General features: G+C 63.8%; 3 protein-coding genes. All 3 read right to left on the bottom strand.

The window, feature by feature from the left end:
• Positions 1-450: 450 nt before the first annotated feature.
• Positions 451-1,242 (bottom strand): ParA family protein, encoded by a 792-nt coding sequence (locus BJF77_RS00205; protein WP_075870939.1) that lies wholly within the window; start codon positions 1,240-1,242, stop codon positions 451-453.
• A gap of 195 nt (positions 1,243-1,437) precedes the next feature.
• Complete coding sequence (locus BJF77_RS00200; RefSeq protein WP_075870938.1) at positions 1,438-2,706, bottom strand: Y-family DNA polymerase; 1,269 nt, start codon at positions 2,704-2,706, stop codon at positions 1,438-1,440.
• A 14-nt stretch (positions 2,707-2,720) separates the two neighbouring features.
• A partial coding sequence (locus BJF77_RS00195) for a LexA family transcriptional regulator (protein WP_075870937.1) occupies positions 2,721-3,044 on the bottom strand: 324 nt, incomplete at its 5' end.

The raw sequence follows: 3,044 nt of genomic DNA, 5'->3' as shown, positions 1-3,044 counted from the left end.
TAGGCACCGTGACACTTAGGCACCGTGACACTTAGGCACCGTGACACTTAGGCACCGTGACACTTAGGCACCGTGACTATTGACTGCGTGGGCGTCCTGGGCTGAGCACTCCGGGGCCAACGAACTCTTCCACGCCGTACTTGGTGTGCAGTTCATCGAGGGAGGTGGCGAGCAGTCCGGTGATCCAATCTGACCAGGAGATTCCGGGGCCAGCGTTGACGACGTAGGCCCTTTTCAGTTCGGTGAGCATTGGCTTCGGCACCGTCACGCGAAGGCGGTCACGTTGCTCAGCGTTCGTTGTACGCTGCGGCTGCGTTTCGGGTTGGTGTGCTGGCTCGGGAGTCGGAGCGGGCTTCTCCTGCTCCGGTGCCGTGGGGGCGATAGGGTCTGCGCCACTGCGGCGGCGACGGGAAGCCTTGGGCGCATGCTGGGTGGGCATCGTGGGATCTCCTAGGAGGTGAGGGTCCGGTAGTGACGGTCATAGAGTTCAACGATCGGCTTGGCGTCAGCGCCCATTTGGCTCAGGGATACTCCGGCTTGAATGGCTCGGCTGATGATGACGCGCTGGGGCACCGGAGGGTCTAGCAGTAGGTCCCCGAATTGTTCGGCCAAGGACAGCCGCCAGTGCCGGTCTTCGATGACGTTGGATCGCCACTTGTTGACCAGCACCGCGGAGAGCGTCACAGGCACTTGGTAGTGCTGTCGGACCCGGGCCACGCTTTCTTCGATTTCCACGAGAGCGTCGGCAGAGAAAAGGGTGGGCTCAGTGACGGCCAGGACGCGGTCTGCGGCTGCCAATGCAGCCAGGGTGAGGGCTCCAATATTGGGTGGGCAGTCGATGAGCACGACGTCATAGCCTGCGGCGACCTCGCTGGCCTGAATGGCATCGTGCAGCAGTTTCACTCTGGCGGGGGTACGCGGATTCTGGGTGAGGTCCCGCTCTACGGCGGCAAGATCCCGGTCCACGGTCGGAGCCAGGTCCAGCCCGGACCATGCGGTGGACACGATAACGTCGGCTAGTGGAGCGGGCCCCTCTTCGGTCAGCACGTCAGCGGTGATGGGCTGACCTTCGGGTATGTCCTGGTCATAAAGGGTGCGGGTGAGGTTGCCCTGGGGGTCTAGGTCGATAGCGAGGATTCGGGCGCCGGCGCGGCTGCCGGCGTGGGCAAGGTTGGCGGTGGTCGTTGTCTTACCGACCCCGCCCTTCTGTTGAGCTACTGCGATGGTGAGCGGAGGAGCCATGCCGGAGCCGCCTTTCTATTAGTGCTTCTGTGACACATAGGCATAATGCCTATGTGTCACTATCTCTACTACCTTATGTCATCGTGTCTTTATGTCACATAGGCACTGGCCTGTCGGAAAGTGTTTTTTGGGCCGTGCACATGGGGACACGGAGAAGCGGGCCCGGTCCACGGTGGTGCGGTCGGTGATGGGTGTTCAACTGACCGTGCGTAGCTCTGCCCAGTCGGTGGTGTAGCTGGGGGAAAGGTCAGCCTGACGGTTGCGCCACGGGGCGGGGGAGTGGGTGCCGAGCTGGCCCAGGGCAAGGGTGGCGCTGCCGAAGCGGCGGTTCACGGCGTCGATCAGCTCACCGAGGCGTGCTGGTTGTTCGACCACACCGGGCAGGAGAGGCACGGTACCCTCGGCGGCGAGGTCCAGGCAGAGGATGCCGGCGCGCATGTACTGCATCCCGTGCAGCAGCTTGGGCGTCAGGGCGGCCCGGGCGGCGGCCACCAGAGGAGCCGGCTCGTTGGTGGGCGCAGCCAGGCGCACGTGGGCGGAGACATTGTGAGGCGGTCCGGGTCGGTGCGGGGAGGTGCTGGCAAAGACGGTGAAGCGTCCGGTCACCTCCCCCTCCTTGCGCAGCCGGCGGGAGGCGCGCTGGGCGAACTCGGCCACAGCCTGTCCGACAATTTCTGGGTCCCAGATGGGGTCGGGGAAGGACCGGCTCACGAGAATCTGTTGCTTGCTGTCTACTTCCTCTTCGACAGGGATAGCTGAAAAGCCGTTGAGCTCCAGGACGGTGCGCATCTGCACGATGGAGAACTGGTGTCGGACAGCCACCGGGTCGGCATCGCGCAGCTGGGCGATGGTCTCGATGCCCAGGGCCTCCAGGCGCTTGGCCAGCCTGCCGGCCACCCCCCAGACCTCGGTGACCGGCAATGCTGTCATGAGCCGGTCCCAGTACCCCTCTGGGGCGGTCTCCCAGTGGACGACTCCGCCGGTGGCTGGGAGCTTCTTGGCGGTTTCCGTGACGATCTTGCAAAGGGTTTTGGTGGGTGCGATGCCGATGCTCACGGGCAGCCCGACATTGCGCGCCACGGTGGCGCGCAGCCGACGGGCCCACCGCACCTGCTCGGCCGGGGTGCCGTCCGGGGGGAGGAGGAAGCATTCGTCGATGGAGTACACCTCCTGGCCCATCGCGTGGCGGGCCAGCAGCAACATCACCCGCTCCGACAGATCAGCGTAGAGCTGGTAGTTGGAGGAGCGTCTGATCAGCCCCCAGCGTTTGGCGTCGGCGGCCAGCTGGAACCAGGGATCACCCATCTTGATCCCCAGCGCCTTGGCCTCCGCGGAACGTGCGACCACACATCCGTCGTTGTTGGACAGCACCACCAGCGGCTTACCCGCCAGAGAGGGCTCGAACAGTGCCTCGCAGGAGGCGTAGAAATTATTGACGTCTACCAGGCAATCACTGGTTACCACCTTGTTTGGCCCGGCTAGTGCAGTTTCCGGGAGTGGACATGGTGGATCGAGTACGTCACCACACCCCACACCTGGAGCTGGGTCATCGAGGGAATCGTGATGTCGGGATAGGCGGGGTTCTCGGCGTGGAGGACCACACCGTGGTCGTGGACGTGTAGGCGTTTGACGGTGAATTCGTCGTCGTAGACGGCGATCACCACATCACCGTATTTGGGTGTGATGGATCGGTCCACGAGGATTTCGTCGCCGTGGTAGATCCCTGCTCCTTCCATGGAGTCTCCGGTGACCCGGAATGCGTAGGTGGAGGTGACGTCTCTGATCAGGACCTCGTTGAGGTC

The organism is Kocuria sp. CNJ-770 (genome assembly GCF_001942375.1).
In the GTDB taxonomy this organism is placed as follows: Bacteria; Actinomycetota; Actinomycetes; order Actinomycetales; family Micrococcaceae; genus Kocuria; species Kocuria oceani.
This window is presented reverse-complemented; position numbering and strand designations above follow the sequence as displayed.

Bases quoted from the DNA above. Each gene is read 5' to 3' on its own strand.
- BJF77_RS00205 (WP_075870939.1), bottom strand. From the start codon at position 1,242: ATGGCTCCTCCGCTCACCATCGCAGTAGCTCAACAGAAGGGCGGGGTC.